Raw genomic sequence first — 20,962 nt, 5'->3', positions numbered from 1 at the left:
TTCATTGGCTTGAGACCGGCTGCACCGTAGCGTTTTGCGGGGCTGTCCGACCATAGGGCAGCAAGCAATTGAACAGCGCTCGCAATGCAAACGGCTTGACCAAGCAGTGGTCCATTCCTGCTTCAAGGCACAACGCTTCTTCGCCGCGCATGGCATTGGCCGTCGCGCCGATGATGGGTTGTACATAGCCTAGACGTCGTAATTCTTTTGCCAACTCGTAGCCGTTGAGTTTCGGCATATTTACATCACTGAGCACAACATCGAAGGTGCCGGCTTTCCAGAGTGCCAAAGCTTCTTCACCGTTGCAGGCCAACTCCACCGAGCAACCTAATTCTTCGAGTTGATCACGAAGAATCAGCTGGTTGATGTCATTGTCTTCAGCAACCAAGAGATGCAGATTGAGTTTTTTCAAAGCGCTGGTCGTCAAGCTTTGTGTGGTCTGGTCGACCCACAGGCCTTGTGCCTGGCTGACAGCCTGGTGAATGGCATACAGGTGGCTGACATTGACGTACCGGCATTCGGGCTGCGATGCAGGCGTATTGCGCAGGTTGGCGGTGGCGATTATAAGTGGACCGCACCAATTCGGCACCAGGCGTTTTTCAACATCACCCGCATGCAGCTCGATCAACAGGCTGCCACTTGCCGCTGTGGTGTTTCCAAGGGGCGCCACCTGAGCCCGTGCCCCCCACCGACGCAACCAGCCCGCGATGGACTCGTTCAACTCTCGCACCGCAGACGCCACATAGATTGTGTTCGGAAGCAAACTATTCGTTGCCGGCAACGATCGGGTGACGATGTCGAGTGGCAACGTCAGCGTAAAACTGCTGCCCAGTCCCTTTTCACTTACCATACGCAGTGTGCCTTTCATCAGCTGCGTCAGGCGTTTGCAGATCGGCAGGCCCAAACCGGTTCCGGCGACGACATTGGTATTGCCTTCAGTCTGATAGAACGGCTCGAAAATATGGGCCTGGTCATCCCGGGAAATACCTCGGCCGGTGTCTGTCACTTGCCACGCCACCTGTGCTTGTTCGTCAGCACAGTCGAGTAGCCTGACCCGCAAAACCACCCGCCCTGAATCAGTGAACTTGACTGCGTTGCTCAGCAGATTATTCAAAATCTGCCGGATACGTGTGACGTCGCCAATCAATCGCTCGGGCATTTGTGGATCCATGCACGCATACAACCGGACGCCTTTTCGCTGCGCCGCCGCCGCGTAAGCCTGAATGGCCTCGTATACCAATTCCGTCGGGGCAAACTCGTGCAGTTCGAGGGCCAGTTGACCTGCCTCGATCTTCGATACGTCCAGGACATCGCAGATCAATTGCAACAAGGTCGCGGATGAACCTTCGATGGCACGCAAATACCCTTTCTGTTGGGTGTCCAGCCGAGTCCGGCCCAAGAGTTCCAGTGTTCCCAACACGCCATACAGTGGGGTACGGATTTCGTGGCTCATGGTTGCCAGAAACAAGGTTTTGGCTTCATTCGCCGCGTCAGCCAATCGCCGCGCCTCTTCAAGCGCCGCCTCGACTTGCTTGCGCGCACTGATATCGCTGAATGCGCAGAACAACACGTCTTCACTTTTGTAGCGAGTCGGTGCGCTGCTCAAATAAAGGTGGCGTCCGTCGGCTGTGGAAAAATAGTCACTGCGAATGGGTTGCGTCGCATCAAACGCTTGCTCGATCCAGCTTTTGCAGAGCATTTCGCGCTCAACACCACTGCCCAGCCAACGCTCGGACAAGGTGTTTTCGAGCATCACCTGGCCGTCAGTGCGCCGCAATACGCAAAGTGCGACGGGCGCGGTTTGAATCACGTCACGGCTGAATGCTTCACTCTCGATCAGTGCCTGCAAACGGTTGAGTGCCGGTGTAATAAACCTGTGCTCGACCCGACGAATCAATAGCCAGATCAAAACCATGCTTGCCAGGCAGAACGCCAATGTCGCGATCAGTTGCGGCAATAAAGCCTTCAGCAGATCCAGCAAGTCGAACGAGTACACCAATTGCCAGTCCGTGGATTTCAACTGCTTGCGGATCACCAGATGATCGGGAAGCCAGCCGCTGCCCACAAAACCGAAGTAGTTGTTCTCATGCGATCGGCTCAACGTCTCGCCGAGTCGGTGCGCAGGGGTGTTGGCAAACAGCAGAGAACCTTGGGAGTTGAGCATCATGAACGTGCCGGCGCTTTGATCGTTCAGGGCTGCGGAGATTTCTGCACCCTCCATTTCCAGACCGAGCCAGCCTGAGTCTTTCACGCCATCATCCAGACGGATGAAGATGTACAACTGCGAAGCGCTTGCCGCTTGGTCAGTCAACCACAACTCCTGATCCCGTTCCGGCAATTGGTCATTCAATGCGGACAGTTGATCCAGGATCGACCGGGGAAGCCGCGGAAGATTCGCACTGGCGGTATACAGGCGATTCACCTGAGGATTCGCTTCGGCGGAAACATAAATCAGATTCAGCTGATTACGCTGCATGTAATCGAGCATTCTGCGTGTCAGCCAGAGGGTCCACTGAGCTCCGCCGGAAATGCCCAATTGAACAGAATGGTCCTCAATCGACGGCGAGTAGGAGAGTGGGGTGGCCATCATCGGCTTGCATACGGCTGAAAGCCCCAAGCTCTCAAGCAAGGACTCGCGGCTGGTAAAAAATGTCTGCGCCTCTGCTACCGCGCTGCTCATATAGCTGCGGCGCTGGGAAATATCGTTGGCGAGGGTGGAGCGCAAGAAGTTGTACGAAGCGCTGAGGATCCCGGCCATCAGGACCAGCGCAAACAGACGAAGCAGTCGGCGGGCTGCTTCGGGACTGGATAAGAACGGGTTGATCTGATGCAGGTAACTTTTGAGTCTCATTACCCCACTGTAAGGACTGTGTCATCCGCGGGGCATAAGACGATTCTTAAAGTGGCGTTTTTGTGAGCCTCTTCACCCACATTGTCGGTCACCCGTTTCAGAAGCCCATCGGGTACTGAACCACCACATAGATCCGATCAATATCATCCCCCGCTTGAGCTTCATTGGCCCGGTGTGAAACATGCGATACCTGCACCGACAAATCCTTCGCCGCACCCGACTGCACGATGTATTTCAGATCAATGTCGCGCTCCCAGTGTTTGCCACCATCGCCTTGCTGCGGCTGGTATTCGCCGCTATCGGCATCAAACGGATTGTAGGCGCCACCCTTGGGCGCATGGGTGCCGTTGATGTGGCTGCCGGAGACGTAGCGGGTCATGAACTTGAGGCCGGGAATGCCAAAGGCGCCGAGGTCGAGGTCGTAGCGTGCTTGCCACGAACGTTCACCGGCACCGTTGAAGTCGGCGTACTTGATTGAGTTGGCGAGGTAGATCGAGTCGCCGCCGACGAAATCGAACGGTGTGTTGCCATTGATCCGCTGCCAGCCGAGCATTACTGCATGCGGGCCGAGGGTGTATTTGCCCGAAAGGCTGAAGGCGGTATTGTCGATTGCCCCGGCCAGTGCCCGCCCGGTGTCGCGGGTGTGATAGAGGTTGGCGTCGAGCAACAGACTGGGGCGCTTGAAGTGCAGATTGCCGTAGAACTGCTGCCAGGTGTCGGTCAGGTCGGACGCATACAGCGCGCCGCCCAGCGGACTATCAGCAAACAGATCGGCACCGACAAAGCTGATGGCGCCGGATTCTGTGCTGGCACCGTACCCGTAAAAATCATCTTTTCCGCTAGAACCATCCTGATTCTTGAATGCCGTGAAATGCCCGGCCTGTAGATTGACGTTGTCGATCTCCCGGCTGCTGAGCAGAAAACCTGTGGCGTATTCCGGTTGCAGGCGTTTGTCGGAGGTGTCGAATACAGGGGTTTCGACGGTCATTTCGCCGAACGCCAGGGTGGTGCGCGAAGCCTTCAACTTGAGGGCGCCGCCGGCGCTGGAGTAGTCGTTTTCGCTGCGGCCATCGCTGTCGACCGGCAACAACCCCGTGCCGGAATGGCCCTTGCCGCCATCGAGTTTCAGTCCGAAAAATGCGTGTGCATCGACGCCGAGTCCAATGGTACCGGGTGTGAAACCAGATGAGAAAGTGCCGATAAACCCTTGAGCCCATTCCTGTTTATAGTTTTTCCCGGTAGGTGAGGGCGAGCGGTAGTCGTTGCTCAGGTAGAAGTTGCGGCTGAGCACTTCAGATTTGGAATCGTCGAAAAAACCGTCCGCTGCCGCTGTTTGTGTCAGGCCGCATAACAGCATAAGTAGCGTCATACGCGTAAGTGCGCGATCAATCATGGTCGGTGGCCAACATTCAAGGGTTGACGCTGATGATCAAGGGACTTTGAGCGAAGGGATTGAGGCGATGTGCTGTGCGGAACACAAAACCTTGTAGGAGCTGCGGCACGCTGCGATCTTTTGATTTTGATTGCAAAAAAAGAAAGATCAAAAGATCGCAGCGTGCCGCAGCTCCTACAGGGGTATCGTCGTTAGCGTTATGACAACGGCGGGGTGCGTGGCGGGATCATTCGTTTGCTGCCCGTCGATTCAAACGCCGCGGCCAGGCGCAGCAGGCTGGAGTCGTCGTAGGCGCGGCCGGCGAAGGTCAGGCCGACCGGCATGCCGATGTCGGCCATGATGCCCATGGGCACGGTGACGGTGGGCACGCCCAGGTGGCGGATCGCGAGGTTGCCGTTGGCGACCCAGATGCCGTTGCTCCAGGCGATGTCGGCGGACTCAGGGTTCACATCCGCATCCGCCGGGGCGACATCGGCGACGGTCGGGAACAGCACGGCGTCGAGGCCCAGGTTATCCATCCAGTCCTCAAGGTCGATGCGCCGGGTTTGTTCCAGACCGCGCAAGCCATCGGGAACAGTCGAGATTTCATTCCAAGGCGTGATGCCACGCTCGGCCATGCGTACGTACTCGTCCATACCGGCAACGAGATCGCCCTCACGGTTGGGCAGAGTGCCCGGCTCGTGCGGGAAGATTTTCGCGCCGTCGACGTCCACCAGACGATTGAGCTTCGGGTCGCCGTTGGCTTGCAGGAAGTCGTCGAACGCCCAGGCAGTCAGGTCCCACAGTTCATGGTGGAGGAACTCTTTGGACACCAGCCCACGGGTGAACACGGTCGGTGCGCCGGGACGGTCGCCTTCGCAGTTGGAGACCAGCGGGAAGTCGGTTTCGATCACTTCGGCACCGGCAGCTTCCAGTGCCTGACGCGCCTGTTTCCACAGATCAATCACCGATGCGCGCGTGTTGATGCGCTGGCCGGTCGGGCCACCGATGCCCGGCGCTTCGCTGGTGCCAGCGTCAGGGTCGGCGTTGATGAACATGCGCGGCACGGCGAAACGCTTGCCGGCCAGCGCCGTGCGGTCGGCAGCCAGTTCAGCGTAAGCGGCAGGGCGTACGGTGCTGACACTCGGGATCGGCACCCAAGGTTGCAGGCGCCACAGATCGCCGCGTGTATCCGGGTCTTCTGCAACGACGATGTCGAGGACTTCGAGCAAGTCAGCCATGGTGCGTGCGTACGGCACCACGACATCCATGGTCGGGGTCAGTGGCCAGTTGCCGCGCACCGAAATCACACCGCGCGACGGGGTGTAGGCACACAGACCATTGTTCGACGCAGGGCCGCGTCCGCTCGACCAGGTTTCTTCGGCCAGGCCGAATGCAGCAAAACTCGCAGCCGTGGCGGTACCGGCGCCATTGGACGAACCGGAGGCGAACGGTGCGGTGAGGAAGTCAGGGTTATACGGGCTCTCGGCGCGGCCATAAACCCCGCGCTGCATGCCGCCATTGGCCATCGGTGGCATGTTGGTCTTGCCCAGGCAAATCGCCCCGGCACCGCGCAGGCGCTCGATGGTGAACGCGTCGCGATGGGCGACCAGATCAACGAAGGCCGGGCTGCCGGACGCGGCGGTCAGGCCCTTGACCAGATAACTGTCCTTGGCGGTGTAAGGAATGCCGTCGAGCGGGCTCAGGGTTTTGCCTTTGGCGCGGCGGGCGTCGGCGGCCCGGGCTTCGTTCAGCGCTTCGGGGTTGCGCACGACAACCGCGTTGAGCGCTGTCGCCGTGTCGGCGCCGTCGTAGGCATCGATGCGAGCGAGATAGGCCTGCACCAGCTCAAGCGATGTGGTCTGACCGGACTCAAGCGCAGCGCGCAGTTGGGCGATGGAAACTTCAGTGACTTCGATCATGCGTTCACCGCCGATTGCAGTTGAGCGTCATGGTTTTTTGCAGAGCTATTCATATCAGTTCTCGTGCACGGCTTTAGCGACAAGGTTAAGACTGGCGCCTATTTAACACCATGCCGGGCGCGGAGTAATCGGCGGGATGGTTTTTGTCCATCGATGCCTCCTTGGCGGGCCCATCAATCAAACAGGAAGAATGCAAGGAGGTGATCTAGGCTCAGCGCAGTCCGACCGATGCGCTTGACAGGGGAACCACTGTGGAAGAGAAACCGCTGATCGCATTCAACAGTTCCAGAACTTTGCTTGACGTGCTGATCCGTGCGGGGTTGATCGTCACGTTGGTGCTGTTCTGTTACGACATTTTCCATCCGTTTCTCAATGTGATGCTCTGGGCCCTGATCCTGGCCGTCACCCTGTACCCGCTGAACAGAATGCTCGGCGCCAGACTCGGTCAACGTTACGGCTGGGCCGCGGTCATTGTGGTGGTGCTGGGGCTGCTGATCCTGATGGTGCCGTTGAGTCTGCTGGGCGCATCGGTGGCCGAGTCGGTGAAGGGCGGGATGCAGGTGCTTGAAAGCGGCCATTTCGAAATCCCGCCGCCGCCGGCCAATGTCGAGACCTGGCCGCTGATCGGGCCACCGATTTTCGGTATCTGGCAGCACGCCTCGCAGGATCTGAGCTGGGCCTTCCAGGAACTGGCGCCGCACCTCAAGGAATGGGGCAGAGTGATGCTGCACCAGGCGGCCGGGGTGGGAGCGGGCATTGTGGTGTTCGTCGTAGCGTTGATCGTTGCCGGGTTGATCATGACTTACGGTGAAAGCGGCCATCGCACCGCCGTCGCCGTCACCACGCGGATTTCCGGGCCCGCGCGTGGGCCGCAGATTGCCCAATTGTGCACGGCGACCATTCGCGCTGTAGCTCAGGGCGTGGTGGGCATCGCTTTTATCCAAATGCTGCTGATCGGCGTCGCCCTGGTGATCATGGGCGTACCGGCGGCCGGCATATTGGCGCTATTGGTGCTGTTGCTGGGCATCACCCAATTGCCGGTGCTGTTGATCACGCTGCCTGTGGTGATTTTTGTTTTTGCCCAGCAAGGGGTCAGCGCCGCGACGGTGATCTTTGGCGTGTGGATGGTGGTTGCCGGGCTTTCCGACAATGTGCTCAAACCGATGCTGCTGGGACGCGGCGTGGCCGTGCCGATGCCCGTCGTGTTGATCGGCGCCCTCGGCGGCATGGTGACCAGCGGGATTATCGGGCTGTTTACCGGGCCGGTGATTCTGGCGGTCGGTTATGAGTTGTTTATCGGTTGGGTGTATCAACCCGCCGACGTTACCCAGGTTCTGGAACCGCCCCCAGAGCAAACTCTGCCCTGATTCGCGCGGTGCTGAGAGGCTGCGGCAGCCCGGGCAGGTTTCTACACCGGGCTACGCAGAGGTCATGTTGCCTTAGTTGATCCGTGGATGCTGTTGCACCAGGTTCTTGCGCTTGGCTTCCAGTTCGGCAATTTCAGCATCGATGTCTTCGATCTTCTGCTCGATATTGTCGTGATGCTCTTGCAGCAGCTCCTTCGCCTCTGCGAGGTCAGAGGCTGCCGGGGCGGCGCCACGCAACGGTTTGTTCGCCGTCTCCTTCATGGTCAGGCCGGTGACCAGACCGACCACGGCAACTACCATCAGGTAGTAAGCCGGCATGTAAAGGTCGTTGGTGCTTTCCACCAGCCAGGCCACGACGGTCGGCGTCAGGCCGGCGATCAACACCGAAATATTGAAAGACGCCGCCAGTGCGCTGTAGCGAATATGCGTGGGGAACATGGCCGGCAGGGTCGAGGCCATCACGCCGATGAAGAAGTTCAGCAACACCGCCAGCATCAGCAGCCCGGCGAAGATCAGGCCGATCTTGCCGCTGTTGATCAGCATGAACGCCGGAATGGCGAGAATGAACAGGCCAATGCTGCCGATGACGATGAAAGGCTTGCGGCCGATCTTGTCGCTGACAAAACCAATCAGCGGCTGCACGAACAGCATGCCGACCATGATCGCGATGATGATCAACACGCCACGATTTTCGCTGTAGTGCAGGTTATGCGAAAGGTAACTCGGCATGTAAGTGAGCAGCATGTAGTAGGTGACGTTGGTCACCGCTACCACTCCCACGCAGGTCATCAGGCTGCGCCAGTGCTTGGTGGCGATTTCCTTGAACGACACCTTCGGGCCACGGGCCAGACCTTCGCGGTCGCCTTGTTCGAGCTTCTCCACGTGCTGCTGGAACGCTGGTGTCTCTTCGAGCGCGTGACGCAGATAGAGACCGATCATGCCCAATGGCAGGGCGAGGAAGAACGGCAGACGCCAGCCCCATTCGAGAAACTTCTCTTCACCGATAATCGCCGAGATCATCACCACCACACCGGCGCCAAGGACGAAACCGGCAATCGAACCGAAGTCCAGCCAACTGCCGAGGAAGCCGCGTTTGCGGTCCGGCGCGTATTCGGCGACGAAGATCGAGGCACCGGTGTACTCGCCACCGACGGAGAAGCCTTGAGCCATTTTCGCCAGCAACAGCAGGATCGGCGCCCAGATACCTATGGAGTCATAGGAGGGGATCAGGCCGATGGCGAAGGTGCTCAGGGACATGATGACGATGGTCGCGGCGAGGACTTTCTGTCGTCCGTACTTGTCGCCCAACGCGCCGAAAAACAGGCCGCCCAGCGGCCGGATCAGGAAAGGCACGGAGAACGTCGCCAACGCCGCGATCATCTGTACGCCAGGGTCGGCGCCGGGGAAGAAGATTTTGCCGAGTGCATAGGCGACAAAGCCGTAGACGCCAAAGTCGAACCATTCCATGGCATTGCCGAGTGCAGCGGCCGTAATGGCTTTGCGCATCTTGACGTCGTCGACGATGGTGATGTCTTTCAGACCAATCGGTTTGACGCTGCTTTTACGTGATTTCATCCGGGTATTCTCTTTACTGATCCATCTTGTTACGCCGATGCCATCTATTTGATGGCGCGTGCTTAATGGGTCTGATACATGAGGACACGAAATAATTCACCGCTCGCGGCTTTTTTTAATTTTTAAACACAAGATCAAAAGATCGCAGCCTCGTTTCACTCGACAGCTCCTACAGAGTCCTGTGTTCAGTGTAGGAGTTGCCGAAGGTTGCGATCTTTTGACTTTGCTTCTGCGGTTTTACTTACGAATCGCCACGTACGATTTGCCTAGATCATTGGCCCAGCCATCCAGCACCACTTTGACGTCGTCAGCTGTCAGCACTTGTTTATTGTTGTCCAGCGGCACGCCGGTGCCTTTGCGCATGACTTCTGCAACCACTTCACCGGTCGAGCCATCCTCGAACGACACTTCGGTGGCGATTTCGCTGTCTTGGTCACGAATGCCAGTGGCGGTGCTCACGCCGGCCGCGACCAGTGTGACCGGCAACCATTCGTAAAAACGCAAACCTTGAGTGCTAGTGGCGACCCGGGTAATCGCAGGCCTGACGATCAGCGTATTGGGACCGGGAGTCGATACCAGTGGCAGGACTTTGCCCAGTTCGTGCCTGAGGGCCGCGTCGTAATAGTCGGTGACGCCCGCGAGGGTGCTGAGGGGAATGCGTGCGGTGGGCTCGGCGCTGGGAAAAAACTGACTCGGCGCCAGATAGGCCTGGGTGTAACGCCCCCTGGCCAGGGCAGGGCTGACCCACCCCAATACATCGTGACCCGACGGCGATGTGTGTTCCGTCAAAACGCTGTAATCATGCAGAAATCCCGTGTGTTCGACGCTTGTACTGGTGCAGGCCGACAGGCTCAGGGACGCAGTACAAAGCACCGTCATCAGGCAATGGCTTCTCATTAATGTGAATCCTTGTTGGTTTGCGGGGCATTTTCCGAGCACTCGATGTGCAACTGGCCGTGGGTCATGATCCAGTGGATGAGGTCGGCGGCCGGGATCGAATGGGCGTACTCCACCCACTGGGCATTGGCCGGGCTGAACTGTTCAAAGTAACGGCGCAGGACAATCCGGCTCTGATCACTGGACAACCCCAGGCAAAACTCCTGAAACAGGATCGGCGTATCGTGCGTCGGCGCCGTGGTGCGCTGGCTGAGGATCAACGGATATTTGGCGTTATGCCCCTCGGCGGTATACCTGCTGTGCAAGGCCTTCATGAACAACCCCCTGATTTGGAAAGGTGTGCAGGATGCACGAGGGTTTTTGCCGGACGATGTCCGGTTGATGTCGCTGGCGAAGGAATGTTGCTCGATTGAAATAAATGACCCGGACGCCAGAATGGTTTTAGATGCGCTCTTTTCTGGATTGAGGATCCTGTGCCCGTGAGCAGACTGCTGATCGTCGACGACGACGTGGAAATTCTGTCGCTGCTGAAGAAGTTCTTCGTCCAGCACGCCTATGAAGTCGATGTGGCGGCGGACGGCGAGGCGATGTGGGCGGCGATCGCGCAGCAGCGACCGGACACGATCATTCTCGACCTGATGCTGCCCGGGGAGGGCGGCTTGAGTCTGTGCCAGAAAGTGCACGCACAGATGGCCATTCCGATCATCATGCTCACCGCCATGGGCGAACTGAGCGACCGCATTGTCGGCCTTGAGCTGGGGGCGGACGACTACGTCACCAAGCCGTTTGCACCGCGTGAGCTGCTGGCTCGTCTGCGTGCCGTGCAACGCCGCGCGGGCGAACCGGTCAGCCAGCCGAGTGAGCCATCCCGGCCAGTGATCGCCTTCGCCGGTTGGCATCTGGATATCACCTGTCGCGAACTGCGCTCACCGCAAAACGTGATGATCCCGCTGTCCGGTGGCGAGTTCGATTTGCTCGTGGTGTTTCTCGAAAATCCGCAACGCATCCTCACTCGAGAGCAATTGATCGACCTGACCCACGGCCAGGGCCACGACGCGTTTGATCGCAGCATTGATGTCCAGGTCAGCCGGCTGCGGCGCAAGATCGAGCCCGACTGCAAACGCCCGGATTTGATCCGCACCGTTCGCAACGGCGGTTATATGTTCACTGCCAAGGTCAGCCGCTCGTGATCCGCCGGATGCTGCGGCGCGACACCCTCAGTCGGCGGATTGCCCTGACTATCGTCGCGGCGATGCTCACGTCGCTGGCCCTTAATGCATTGTTCGTGCAGGTCGCCGGGATCTGGGCGCGTCCACCGATTGAGCGTACCGGTTTGCTGGAACAGATTGCCGCTACCGTGCGCGTGATCGAGGCCGCGCCGGTACCGTTGCGCCCGCAGTTGGCGGACGCGGCAAGCAGCCCGCGGCTGAAAGTGGCGTGGAAAGCGCAGCGCGCCGACTTCGGGCTGCCGGCGGGCGGCAATCCGGTCGAAGCGGGCAGGGTGCCGGTGCTGCAATTGCTATTGGGTAATGGCCGCACCATGGAAGCCTTCAACCCCGACGACTGGCCGAGCCACAGCCCGCAGGCGCACTACGCCGCACTCGTGCAACTGGTCGATGGCAGTTGGTTGTCGTTCACCCCACCCGAACGGGTTTGGGGGCTGGAGGCCAGCACGCGGATCGCGGTGGTTATTGCCCTTGGCCTGATCGCCACGTTGCTGGTTGCCTGGATCGCCACGCGCCAACTGGCCAAACCCTTGCAACGTTTCGCCAGCGCTGCGCGGCGTTTCGGTGGTGACCTGCGCGCACCGCCGATCAAAATCGAAGGCCCGGACGAAATCCGCCAGGCGATCATCGCCTTCAACACCATGCAGGCGCAGATCCAGCATTTCATCGGCGAACGCACGCACATGCTCGCGTCCATCTCCCACGACTTGCGCGCACCGCTGACGCGCATGCGCTTGCGTAGCGAGTTCATGGAAGACCTGGATCACCAAGGCAAACAGATTCGTGACATCGAAGAGATGCAGTCGATGATCAACGCCGCGTTGGCGTTTTTTCGCGAGGACACCCATCGCGAATCCACTACAGCGTTTGACCTTGCCGAACTGCTGCAAACCATCATCGATGACTACCGTGACCAGAACATCGCCGTCGATTACAGCGGCCCCGCACATTGGGTGTATGAGGGGCGGCCGCTTGGCATCAAACGAGTGATCGTCAACCTGCTGGATAATGCCGAGAAGTACGCGCAACACCCGCGCATCGCGTTGGGTGGCGATGGCTACACGATCTGCATCGAGGTCAGCGACGACGGGCCGGGGATTGCCGAAGAGTCGCTGGAACGCGTGTTCGATCCGTTTCTGCGCCTCGAAACCTCACGCAACCGCGAGACCGGCGGGGTCGGACTCGGGCTTTCCGCAGCGCGGGCCATCGTGCGCGAGCAGGGCGGGGAACTGACGTTGAGCAATCGCAGCGGCGGCGGGTTGGTGGCGCGGGTTGAATTGCCGATTCAATGACCGCGCCTTTAGCCGATGTCAGGGGGCACCGTCATCAGCGTTGGACATTCAGTGGTAGTACGAAACTTCCGTCAGATAATAAGCCATGCCGTCTCGAGTCTTTTATTGAATCGCCAAACTTGATCGCGACATATTTTGTTTACCGTTTCAGAAGGGTCCTACAACCTGACTAAAACTCCTTTCATTAGGATGTGCGGCTTACCAAAAGGAGTGGGCACGCATGGCTAATCACGGTTACATGACCATCACCGGCAAGGCTCAAGGATTGATTTCATCGGGTTGCTCGACCCAGGACTCTATTGGCAACAAGTGTCAGACAGCCCATGCAGACGAAATCATGGTGCTGTCTTACAGCCACAACATGGCCAATATCGGAAATATCAATAAACCGACGCATAACCCCATCGTCATTACAAAGAATGTTGATAAATCATCGCCGCTACTGGCTCAAGCGCTCTCAAGCAGAGAAGAAATCAACTGCATCATTAACTTCTACCGCATTTCTCCGTTTGGCTTGCAGGAGAAGTTTTATACGGTCGAAATCAGGGGCGGCGTGGTTACCGATCTGACACTCGACATGCCTCATGTGGTTTTACAGAACGACGTCGAACCTCAGGAACATCTTGCTATTCGCTATCAAGACATCATCTGGACTCACCACCTGGCAGGGACCAGTGGCTACAGTTCATGGGGGGAATAACCCATGCGCCGGTCCAAGGATAGCTGCAAGCCAGGAAGTTGCGACTATTGGATGGTCAGTAACGCCGCTGCCAATCTGGCGAACCAAGCCTGTACGTTAAGTGCTCGCCACATTAAAGACGGCACGTTACGCATTCAATTCAATCGTGAGGTTTCTTATTACGCAAGAGGCGTTGTCAATGACGTTGCGCAGGGCAGAAAAAGCTCTGAACAGGGACTGAAAGACATAAAGGACGAGCAGAACAGTCTGTTAAGTCAATCGATGGAGGTTGCTCAAAGAGGCGTCGGCGCAATTGCAGGTGCACTTCAGTTTGTAGCCGGTGCCGGGATTTGTTACGGCTCGGTCGGTACGTTATGCCTTTTCGCGGGAGCGCCGATGATGGCTCATGGTGCCAACAATGTGTATGAAAACGGGCGGAATTTATGGGAGGGCCGTTCAGATACACAAGGCCCCGTCAGAAAAGGTTATCAAGAGATCGCTAAATTTATTGGCGGCGGAGCATTTGAAGGGAATATGGCCTATGGGACTGTTGACTTGGGACTTTCCGTATATGGCGCCGGCAGACTGATATTGAAGCCGGATGCATGGCGCCTTTTTAGATATGTGCGTGCTGATTATGTCCGGGTTTATGAAAACTCAAACAAGACCGCATTGATATTCGGGGCGTTTTCCGACGTCACAACAATAAATTCCATGTATAAGGAGGTCAAAAATAATGACGAGTGAGCCAATATTCATAACGTCGATATATTTAATTGTTTCTCTGGCGGGTTTCCTGTTTTTTTTCTTCATCCCAAGAAGATTTTCAGGGGTTAATTTTACGCATGGAAGGTATTGGTTGTTTTTTGCATTAGTAATGCCTTGGGCAACCAATCAACTCAGCGTGGCTCGCTATGGTTACTTGCTTTCATTTATGCCAGCCATAGGTTTTTTTGAAAATGATTACATTGTTCGGTGGGTCGCATTTATTACTGCTATCGCTCAAACGTTCTTTTTTCCAAGCAGAAAAGAACCAAAACGCTGGTTTTTACGAAAGTAGACGCACCTATGACAAGCCCCGCACCACTCTCTCCAACTAACCGTTTTAGGGATCACCATGATTGGCGGTGGAGGCTTTCCGTATATGGCGCCGGCAGACTGATATAGAAGCCGGGATGCATGGCGCCTTTTTAGATATGTGCGTGCTGACTATGTTCGTGGCCATGAAGGTTCAAGCAAAATTTCGCTGTTGATCGAAAGTGTTTCCGGCGCAGCTACAGTGGACGCCCCGTATCGGGAGGTCAAAAATAATGATCAGTGATCCGAGATTCATAACGGCACTATATTTTCTTGTCTCTGTAGCGGGCTTCTGGTGTTTGCGCTCTGTCTCAAGAAGGATTTCAGGAGATAACTTTACAGATGGAAAATTTTGGGTTTTTTTTGCTTTGTTTTTATTTTGGGGCGGGAACCAGATGAGCGTGGCTCGCTTTGGTCAATTGATGTCTTTCATGCCAGCCGTGGAAGCTTTTGAGGATGATTACATAATTCGATGGATCGCATTTATAACTGCCATCGCTCAAGCCTTTTTTGTTCCAAGCGAAAAAGAACCAAAGCGCTGATTCTCACGAAAGTAGACGCACCTATGACCACCACCGCACCACTCGCCATTTATTTCTGTTAATGGCCCCCACGTTCGCGCTGTTCATATCGCGTCCTCGATCCGCCCACATCACAATAACAATGTCGCGGTAGCACACTGTCATGCAGGTCGACGGCCGAACAGGCGCGCATCCCTCGACCTGCTGGAAAGCTGCGTAAAAAGGGATCTGTGGCTTTTGGTCGACAACCGTCCCAATGAACACACACTTTTTCACAAAGACCTCCTGCCAACCATTCAATGGCAGAATCTCTCCAACTGACTGTTTTGGAGATCATCATGCTTCGTGCGTTTGAACGAAGACTCGACCCTTTTCCTCCTGACGAGGTACCGCCGCCGCCCAATGGCCTGGCGCGTTTTCTGTGGGCCTGTACGCGGGGCGCGCGCGGTTACATTCTGCTGCTTGCGCTGGTGAGTGCCGCTGTATCGATTTACGAAGCCTGGCTGTTTTCATTCCTCGGGCAGGTTGTGGACTTGCTCTCGACCTGGCAGGCCGGCGGTGAAGCGGCCGCGCAAGAAAGTCGCGTGTTGTGGGGCATGGGCATCGTCATGGTAACCAGCGTCGGGCTGGTGGCGTTGCGCACCATGGTGCAGCACCAGATATTGGCGATTAACTTGCCGTTGCGCTTGCGTTGGGATTTCCATCGTCTGATGCTGCGGCAGAGCCTTTCGTTTTTTTCCGATGAGTTTTCCGGCCGGGTCACCACCAAGGTGATGCAAACCGCGCTGGCAGTGCGCGACGTGCTGTTTACCCTGATCGAGATCATCCCCGGGATCGGTGTGTATTTCATCGCGATCATCGCGTTGGCCGGTGGCTTTGCGCTGAAACTGATGCTGCCGTTCATTGGCTGGGCGGTGTTGTTCGCGCTGGCCATGTGGTACTTCGTGCCGCGCCTGGGCAAGGTCGGGCAGGAGCAGGCCAATGCGCGGTCAATGATGACCGGGCGTATCTCCGACGCCTACACCAACATCACGACGGTGAAGCTGTTCTCCCACTCCAATCGTGAGGCGCACTTCGCCCGCGCAGCGATGGAAGATTTCAAGCTGACCGGTTTTCGCCAGATGCGTCTCGTCAGCATGTTCGAAATCGTCAACCAGGCCTTGGTGGTAGGGCTGATCATGTCCGCGGGTGGTTACGCCTTGTGGTTGTGGCACCAGGGCGATGTCGGCGCCGGTGCGGTGGCGGCAATCACTGCCATGGCGTTGCGCATCAACGGCATGTCGAACTGGATCATGTGGCAGATGACCTCGCTGTTCGAGAGCATCGGCACCGTGCAGGATGGCATGGCCACACTGACTCAAGGCGCCAAGGTGCAGGACGCGCCGGATGCAGGTGTGCTGGTGACCAAGGGCGGCGCCGTTACTTTCGATAAGGTGCACTTCAACTACAACGGCGAACGCCAGGTGCTCGATGGCCTCAGCCTGAACATCCGCCCGGGTGAAAAGATCGGTCTGGTCGGCCGCTCCGGCGCCGGCAAGTCCACGCTGATCAACTTGCTGCTGCGCTTCTATGATGTCGACAGCGGTGAGATTCGCATCGACGGTCAGAACATTGCGCACGTGACCCAAGACAGTTTGCGCAGCGCCATCGGCATGGTCACTCAAGACACCTCGCTGCTGCATCGTTCGATTCGCGACAACATCGCCTATGGCCGTCCGGATGCAACCGATGCGCAAATCCGCAGCGCTGCCGCCAGCGCCCAGGCCCATGAGTTCATCAACCAACTCAGCGACCGGCAAGGTCATAGCGGCTACGACACGCTGGTCGGTGAGCGGGGCATCAAGCTGTCGGGCGGTCAACGGCAACGCGTCGCGATTGCCCGGGTGATGCTCAAAAACGCACCGATCCTGCTGCTGGATGAAGCCACTAGCGCGCTGGATTCGGAAGTCGAAGTGGCCATTCAGGAAAGCCTCGATGACATGATGCAGGGCAAAACCGTGATTGCTATCGCCCATCGGCTGTCGACGATCGCGGCCATGGACCGGCTCATCGTGATGGATGACGGACGCATTATCGAACAGGGCACCCACAGCGAATTGCTGGAGAGGAACGGCGTGTACGCGCGGCTTTGGCAGCATCAAAGCGGCGGGTTTCTGGGGGAGGACAAGGGGTTGGTCGAGGCACTGGATCAGGCTTGAGATGCAAGGGCGCATGGCGCGGATTTATTGAGTTCCGTCCATGCGCCCTCTATATGGGCCGACAGTAGCCCGTGGTTAACCAGAACTTTGGGCAGAGGTCGACGCGTACCTGCCAGTCGCCAACGCCGGCTTTCGACTTAGCAGCGAGGTGATTCCCGAGCAGGCAAACCCGTATCTGAATAAGGAAACTCCGAGAACGCCTGAAAGTCTATTCTCCAAGACTTGACTCCACTGTTCAGGGTGCTGATGCATGAACTCTCTCTGGATCGCCCTGGCCATTTTCGGGTGCCTGGTTGCTGCCTCGCTTCTGATGATGAATGGGTACCCCAAGCTGGCGTCCCACCACCGGGATGACGACACCAATACGGTCATTCGCCTGGTCGCCAACATTTTTGTGGTTATGACGTCGCTGGTCTTTGGTCTGATGATCAATTCTGCCAAAAACACCTACGAGTCCATAGATGCGAATTTCCATGGGTATGCAACCAGCCTGATTATTTTTGACCGGACGCTACGAGGCTATGGAGATGCGACACAAGTCACGCGCAACCGTCTGATCACCTATCTTGCGCGCGCTATCGAGACCCCGTATCGAGGTGATGAGGCATTGCAGCATCGCAACAGCGAAGCGGCTAAATACCTGGATGACGTAGGCAAGTCGCTGACCGGCATAAAGCCACCGGATCGCTACCATGAAACGATGCTTCAGGATATCCGTCAGCAATATCATTCGCTCATCGAGCAACGCTGGAGGATCGTCGAGCAGTCAGAGGGGGCAATTCCGGGCCCTTTGATTGGAATGCTGGTTGCCTGGTTGACACTCATCTTCGCCAGCTTTGGTTACCGCGCTCCCCGGAACTCGATGGTGATTGGAATGTTTATTGTCTCGTCATTTCTCATCGCGGCCTCTGTTTACCTCGTGTTGGACATGGATGTGCCATTTCACGGCCCTATTCAGATATCCGATGAGCCCCTGCGCAGGGCGCTCGCCGAAATGCAGCTCTGAGCGGCTTGTTGGGCATTTGCATTCCAAGTGGCAGCTTCCATCCGGATGCCAATGCTCCAGCCGTTGCAGGTGGTGCGGCAGGAAGCAGCCGATCAACGTCCCCCGGTGTTTTAACGGCAATGGAACAATGACCCTGTAACTTCTCAAGAACCCGAAATACGCTATCGTTGCGCGACTATTGAAGAAGGAACGCGGGTACATGGCCGACTCTTGTACGACTGAACGAAACAGTGCCTGGTCGGTGTTTCTGATCTTTCTGCGGCTCGGATTGACTTCATTCGGTGGTCCCATTGCCCACTTGGGCTACTTCCACCATGAGTTCGTCAGCCGGCGGCAATGGCTGACCGAGCGCAGCTATGCCGATCTGGTCGCGCTTTGTCAGTTTCTGCCGGGCCCGGCGAGCAGTCAGGTCGGCATCGCTTTAGGCCTGTCCCGCGCAGGTTATGGCGGCGCGCTCGCTGCTTGGGCCGGGTTTACGCTGCCGTCAGCGATGCTGATGATTTTGTTTGCGCTGGGCCTGTCCCGTTATGGCGCTGTTCTTTCGCCCGGCGCTCTGCATGGCCTCAAAGTCGTCGCTGTCGCAGTGGTTGCTCAAGCCGTGTGGGGAATGGCACGAAACCTGTGCACGGACGTGCCGCGAATGACCCTAATGTTGATTGCCGCGTGCGTCGCGTTGCTTGCGCCGACGGCTTGGGGGCAGGTCAGTGTGATTGTCATCGCCGGGCTGCTGGGGCTGATGCTGTTCAAGCCTGCGCAACGTGTCGAACACGACGCGCTGTCGATACCGATCAGTCGCAGGGCAGGAATGATGTGGCTGGCCTTGTTTCTTCTGTTTTTGGTGGGGCTGCCGCTGTTGGCTGAACGGGTAACCGATCAAAGCCTGGCAATGGTCGATGCTTTCTACCGTTCCGGCTCTCTGGTATTCGGCGGCGGCCACGTGGTTCTGCCTCTTCTGCAAGCAGAAGTCGTGCCCACCGGTTGGGTCAACAGTGAAACGTTCCTGGCCGGGTACGGTGCTGCGCAGGCTGTGCCGGGTCCGTTGTTTACGTTCGCGGCGTTTCTTGGCGCCTCCATGAACGGCGCGCCGTCAGGTTGGGCGGGCGGCGTGATCTGCTTGTTGGCGATCTTTGCCCCAGCGTTTTTGTTGGTCGTCGGCACCTTGCCTTTCTGGGAGCGGTTACGGCGAAGCGTGCGTGCGCAAGCCGCGCTGGCTGGCGTAAACGCAGCGGTCGTCGGCCTGTTGCTGGCCGCGCTTTATCAACCCGTGTGGACCAGCGCGATTCTCAAGCCGCAAGACTTCGGCCTCGCGCTGGTCGCCCTGATGGCGTTGATGATTTGGAAGTTGCCGGCGTGGCTGGTTGTAATCGGCACGGGAGTGGCGGGGTGGGTGATGAGTGTCACGCTTTGAAAACGTCCAGGTCAGCGCTCTACGCGACCGCGCCTGTATAGCAGTTGAAAATCACACTTTGCGCGCCCAGCTACCGAACATCACGTCGCCGATATACGTTGCGCGAGAGTCTGAACGCTCCTGGTCCAGACGTTCTTGCAACGTTTCAATCCCGACGTCTTCTGCACTGGCCACCCCCAGCGCAATGATTCGCGGCAAGCACGCTCGAACAATGCTGCCGAGACCGTAAGGTGTATCAGGCGTTTGCACCAGGCATTCAGCCCGCACATGTTCGACGGCCAGGCCCGCCTCGGTGAAGAGGCTGTGCAGGTTGAATCCGATGTGGAGATCGGCTCCCTCACGCGCGATAATTTGCTGTATCCAAGCTTGCGCTTGTCTATGCAGCGGGAAAGGCTCCAGGCTTGCCGGTACCATCGTCGTATCGTGTTCTTGAAAGACCAATATGCCGCCGGGACGCAAACATTTCGACAGCGCCCGAATCGTCGCCACGGCATCCTTCTGATACATCAGCACGCGTCGCCCGACAATGGCGTCGAAAGTACCCATGGAATCTGGCAGCTCAAGAAGATCGTACTGCACAAAGGTCAGGGCAGGGTGGTCTTTTGCTGCACTGCGCTCGCGGGCAATGGCGACGGCGCGGGCGTCATGATCAACGCCGATGATCTCTCCGTCTTTTCCCACCAGTTCGGCCAGGAGAAAGGAAACATCCCCTGAGCCGCAGCCCACGTCCAGAACACGCATTGCTTTGGTGATGCCCGCGTCGATCAGCAAGCGCGTGGTGAAATCCGGTCTGTTGCTCGTCATCACAAAGCCTCATCAAGTGTTCCGGGGAAACTCCCCAGCAGCGCTTCATCTTTCGCCACGGCACGCTTATAGGCGTCGCGACTTATCAACTTCCCGGCGTAAGCGAGAAACGCGGGTCTGTGCGGCAAAGTGCCCAAGCCTAATCCCCAGCCGATGTGGGAGCCAACATAAATGTCGGCAGCGCTGAAGTGCTCCCCGGCAATGAACGGATGAGCCAGCACGGCGCGTTCAAGTTGGTCGACGGTGCGTTCGTAGCTTCCATAGCCAAAGAAGAACTCCTGATCCGCCGTCGGGTTGAAGCCGGCGCGATGATTGGTCACGGCCTGTTCCAGAGGGCCCGCGGCGAAAAACAGCCAACGGTAGTAGGCCGCCCTTTGCGTTACCGCAGGGGCCAGCCCGGCTTCCGGGAAAGTGTCTGCGAGGTACGCACAGATGGCGGCCGTTTCTGTTATGGTTTGCCCGTTATGCACCAGCGCAGGGATCTTGCCCATCGGGTTGACGTCGCGAAAGAATCTGACCCGCGGATCATCACCCTCGGCCAGCGCCGGTACTGCCAGCGCAGCGCCTCCCCAGCGGTCTGCCTGACTGGTCGCCTGGTAATCCAGAATGACCGTTTCATACGAACAGCCGATCTCTTCAAGCATCCAGCGCACCATGCGGCCGCGAGAGTTGGGGTTGGTATAAAAGGTCATCGTCATCGTGAGCTCCTTTCAGCTCGATTCGTTGCCAACAATGTTAAAAGCGAAGCTGCATCATCCCTTCAGCGG

The 20,962-nt window shown here is 57.6% G+C and carries 19 protein-coding genes; 11 read left to right on the top strand and 8 right to left on the bottom strand.

Annotated features, from left to right (window positions below):
* Window position 1: 1 nt before the first annotated feature.
* From ICA16_RS04740 to ICA16_RS04730, 3 genes are all read right to left on the bottom strand, one after another.
* Complete coding sequence (locus tag ICA16_RS04740) at window positions 2-2,851, bottom strand: ATP-binding protein (protein WP_210554741.1); 2,850 nt, start codon at window positions 2,849-2,851, stop codon at window positions 2-4.
* Window positions 2,852-2,948: 97 nt separating this feature from the next.
* Window positions 2,949-4,244, bottom strand: coding sequence for an OprD family porin (locus tag ICA16_RS04735; protein ID WP_210700068.1), 1,296 nt, complete (start codon window positions 4,242-4,244; stop codon window positions 2,949-2,951).
* Between the two features lie 197 nt (window positions 4,245-4,441).
* Entirely contained in the window at window positions 4,442-6,145 is a 1,704-nt protein-coding gene (locus ICA16_RS04730) for an amidase (RefSeq protein WP_210700067.1), read from the bottom strand.
* A 251-nt stretch (window positions 6,146-6,396) separates the two neighbouring features.
* Here ICA16_RS04730 and ICA16_RS04725 point away from each other — a divergent pair, with 251 nt between their 5' ends.
* Complete coding sequence (locus tag ICA16_RS04725; RefSeq protein ID WP_210700066.1) at window positions 6,397-7,512, top strand: AI-2E family transporter; 1,116 nt, start codon at window positions 6,397-6,399, stop codon at window positions 7,510-7,512.
* 72 nt (window positions 7,513-7,584) lie between these two features.
* On the opposite strand, the gene proP is transcribed toward ICA16_RS04725, so the two are convergent.
* The 3 genes from proP to ICA16_RS04710 form a co-directional block, all read right to left on the bottom strand.
* Window positions 7,585-9,087, bottom strand: a complete 1,503-nt coding sequence (proP, locus tag ICA16_RS04720; protein WP_150603444.1) for a glycine betaine/L-proline transporter ProP — start codon at window positions 9,085-9,087, stop codon at window positions 7,585-7,587.
* Between the two features lie 237 nt (window positions 9,088-9,324).
* Window positions 9,325-9,984, bottom strand: coding sequence for a DUF3313 domain-containing protein (locus ICA16_RS04715; protein WP_210700065.1), 660 nt, complete (start codon window positions 9,982-9,984; stop codon window positions 9,325-9,327).
* Window positions 9,984-10,298: a hypothetical protein gene (locus ICA16_RS04710; RefSeq protein WP_150615677.1), complete on the bottom strand. Its 315-nt coding sequence runs from the start codon at window positions 10,296-10,298 to the stop codon at window positions 9,984-9,986. The genes ICA16_RS04715 and ICA16_RS04710 overlap by 1 nt, the downstream gene beginning before the upstream one ends.
* Between ICA16_RS04710 and ICA16_RS04705 the strand changes: the two genes are divergently transcribed.
* The 10 genes from ICA16_RS04705 (at window position 10,297) to chrA (ending at window position 19,391) form a co-directional block, all read left to right on the top strand.
* Window positions 10,297-10,467: a hypothetical protein gene (locus ICA16_RS04705; protein WP_210700064.1), complete on the top strand. Its 171-nt coding sequence runs from the start codon at window positions 10,297-10,299 to the stop codon at window positions 10,465-10,467. The genes ICA16_RS04710 and ICA16_RS04705 overlap by 2 nt on opposite strands.
* A complete protein-coding gene (locus ICA16_RS04700) occupies window positions 10,464-11,174 on the top strand; it encodes a response regulator (RefSeq protein ID WP_150603447.1) in 711 nt (236 codons plus the stop codon). The genes ICA16_RS04705 and ICA16_RS04700 overlap by 4 nt, the downstream gene beginning before the upstream one ends.
* A complete protein-coding gene (locus ICA16_RS04695) occupies window positions 11,171-12,502 on the top strand; it encodes an ATP-binding protein (RefSeq protein ID WP_150615676.1) in 1,332 nt (443 codons plus the stop codon). The genes ICA16_RS04700 and ICA16_RS04695 overlap by 4 nt, the downstream gene beginning before the upstream one ends.
* A gap of 220 nt (window positions 12,503-12,722) precedes the next feature.
* Window positions 12,723-13,202, top strand: coding sequence for an Hcp family type VI secretion system effector (locus ICA16_RS04690; RefSeq protein WP_150603449.1), 480 nt, complete (start codon window positions 12,723-12,725; stop codon window positions 13,200-13,202).
* 3 nt (window positions 13,203-13,205) lie between these two features.
* Window positions 13,206-13,928 carry a DUF4225 domain-containing protein gene (locus ICA16_RS04685; protein ID WP_228734126.1) on the top strand — a complete coding sequence of 241 codons (723 nt, stop codon included), beginning with the start codon at window positions 13,206-13,208 and terminating at the stop codon, window positions 13,926-13,928.
* A complete protein-coding gene (locus tag ICA16_RS04680) occupies window positions 13,918-14,241 on the top strand; it encodes a hypothetical protein (RefSeq protein ID WP_210700063.1) in 324 nt (107 codons plus the stop codon). The genes ICA16_RS04685 and ICA16_RS04680 overlap by 11 nt, the downstream gene beginning before the upstream one ends.
* Window positions 14,242-14,491: 250 nt before the next feature.
* On the top strand, window positions 14,492-14,800 hold the full coding sequence (locus ICA16_RS04675) for a hypothetical protein (RefSeq protein WP_210554751.1): 309 nt from the start codon (window positions 14,492-14,494) through the stop codon (window positions 14,798-14,800).
* Window positions 14,801-15,117: 317 nt separating this feature from the next.
* A complete protein-coding gene (locus tag ICA16_RS04670; RefSeq protein ID WP_210700062.1) occupies window positions 15,118-16,977 on the top strand; it encodes an ABC transporter ATP-binding protein in 1,860 nt (619 codons plus the stop codon).
* 250 nt (window positions 16,978-17,227) lie between these two features.
* On the top strand, window positions 17,228-17,983 hold the full coding sequence (locus ICA16_RS04665) for a bestrophin-like domain (protein ID WP_150603454.1): 756 nt from the start codon (window positions 17,228-17,230) through the stop codon (window positions 17,981-17,983).
* Window positions 17,984-18,182: 199 nt separating this feature from the next.
* Window positions 18,183-19,391 (top strand): chromate efflux transporter, encoded by a 1,209-nt coding sequence (chrA, locus tag ICA16_RS04660; RefSeq protein WP_210700061.1) that lies wholly within the window; start codon window positions 18,183-18,185, stop codon window positions 19,389-19,391.
* A gap of 51 nt (window positions 19,392-19,442) precedes the next feature.
* On the opposite strand, the gene ICA16_RS04655 is transcribed toward chrA, so the two are convergent.
* Both ICA16_RS04655 and ICA16_RS04650 read right to left on the bottom strand, forming a co-directional pair.
* Window positions 19,443-20,195, bottom strand: coding sequence for a methyltransferase domain-containing protein (locus tag ICA16_RS04655; RefSeq protein ID WP_210700060.1), 753 nt, complete (start codon window positions 20,193-20,195; stop codon window positions 19,443-19,445).
* Window positions 20,195-20,893, bottom strand: a complete 699-nt coding sequence (locus ICA16_RS04650; protein WP_210554756.1) for a glutathione S-transferase family protein — start codon at window positions 20,891-20,893, stop codon at window positions 20,195-20,197. Before ICA16_RS04650 ends, ICA16_RS04655 begins: the two co-directional genes overlap by 1 nt.
* Window positions 20,894-20,962 lie beyond the last annotated feature (69 nt).

Origin of the sequence: Pseudomonas anatoliensis (assembly GCF_017976235.1) — a bacterium.
In the GTDB taxonomy this organism is placed as follows: domain Bacteria; phylum Pseudomonadota; class Gammaproteobacteria; order Pseudomonadales; family Pseudomonadaceae; genus Aquipseudomonas; species Aquipseudomonas anatoliensis.
The sequence above is the reverse complement of the archived record's forward strand: the minus strand, read 5'-3'. Positions and strand labels throughout refer to the sequence as shown.

What these genes read in the sequence shown, in the direction of transcription:
- ICA16_RS04710 (WP_150615677.1), bottom strand. Translation starts at nt 10,298, where the DNA reads ATGAAGGCCTTGCACAGCAGGTATACCGCCGAGGGGCATAACGCCAAA.
- ICA16_RS04670 (WP_210700062.1), top strand. Translation starts at nt 15,118, where the DNA reads ATGCTTCGTGCGTTTGAACGAAGACTCGACCCTTTTCCTCCTGACGAG.
- ICA16_RS04665 (WP_150603454.1), top strand. Translation starts at nt 17,228, where the DNA reads ATGAACTCTCTCTGGATCGCCCTGGCCATTTTCGGGTGCCTGGTTGCT.
- chrA (WP_210700061.1), top strand. Translation starts at nt 18,183, where the DNA reads ATGGCCGACTCTTGTACGACTGAACGAAACAGTGCCTGGTCGGTGTTT.
- ICA16_RS04730 (WP_210700067.1), bottom strand. Translation starts at nt 6,145, where the DNA reads ATGATCGAAGTCACTGAAGTTTCCATCGCCCAACTGCGCGCTGCGCTT.
- ICA16_RS04705 (WP_210700064.1), top strand. Translation starts at nt 10,297, where the DNA reads ATGAACAACCCCCTGATTTGGAAAGGTGTGCAGGATGCACGAGGGTTT.
- ICA16_RS04675 (WP_210554751.1), top strand. Translation starts at nt 14,492, where the DNA reads ATGATCAGTGATCCGAGATTCATAACGGCACTATATTTTCTTGTCTCT.
- ICA16_RS04650 (WP_210554756.1), bottom strand. Translation starts at nt 20,893, where the DNA reads ATGACGATGACCTTTTATACCAACCCCAACTCTCGCGGCCGCATGGTG.
- ICA16_RS04740 (WP_210554741.1), bottom strand. Translation starts at nt 2,851, where the DNA reads ATGAGACTCAAAAGTTACCTGCATCAGATCAACCCGTTCTTATCCAGT.
- proP (WP_150603444.1), bottom strand. Translation starts at nt 9,087, where the DNA reads ATGAAATCACGTAAAAGCAGCGTCAAACCGATTGGTCTGAAAGACATC.
- ICA16_RS04655 (WP_210700060.1), bottom strand. Translation starts at nt 20,195, where the DNA reads ATGACGAGCAACAGACCGGATTTCACCACGCGCTTGCTGATCGACGCG.
- ICA16_RS04735 (WP_210700068.1), bottom strand. Translation starts at nt 4,244, where the DNA reads ATGATTGATCGCGCACTTACGCGTATGACGCTACTTATGCTGTTATGC.
- ICA16_RS04685 (WP_228734126.1), top strand. Translation starts at nt 13,206, where the DNA reads ATGCGCCGGTCCAAGGATAGCTGCAAGCCAGGAAGTTGCGACTATTGG.
- ICA16_RS04690 (WP_150603449.1), top strand. Translation starts at nt 12,723, where the DNA reads ATGGCTAATCACGGTTACATGACCATCACCGGCAAGGCTCAAGGATTG.
- ICA16_RS04680 (WP_210700063.1), top strand. Translation starts at nt 13,918, where the DNA reads ATGACGAGTGAGCCAATATTCATAACGTCGATATATTTAATTGTTTCT.
- ICA16_RS04715 (WP_210700065.1), bottom strand. Translation starts at nt 9,984, where the DNA reads ATGAGAAGCCATTGCCTGATGACGGTGCTTTGTACTGCGTCCCTGAGC.